Below are 305 nucleotides of genomic sequence, written 5' to 3' on the forward strand. Positions count from 1 at the left end.
GTCGCCACCTTCTGGGGCACGATGGCGTCGCCGGAAATTCCGAAGCTGGCCATCGCCACGCTGGCCACCGGCTCCACGGCGGTGTTGCTGCTGGCGTTGCTGATGCTGGCGATGGATGTGGGCCTGCTCGCGTCCCGCCTGCTGCGCTGGCCTCGTGCGGTCGCCGCATTGCGCACGCGGCGCTTGCGGCCGGCGGCTGGCGTGCTGGCCCTGCTGGTCAGTGGTTATGGTGTCAGGAGAACTGGAAACATCGCGAACGAGCCATGCCTGTTTCGACGAAACAAATGTCGTCGGCTGCAGGCTTT

The 305-nt window shown here is 66.2% G+C and carries 1 pseudogene; it reads left to right on the forward strand.

The features are described 5' to 3' along the window. Positions 1-305, forward strand: a pseudogene (locus tag EN852_RS38715) (hypothetical protein); the annotation flags it as partial.

The organism is Mesorhizobium sp. M2E.F.Ca.ET.209.01.1.1 (assembly GCF_004010375.2).
Taxonomy (GTDB): domain Bacteria; phylum Pseudomonadota; class Alphaproteobacteria; order Rhizobiales; family Rhizobiaceae; genus Mesorhizobium.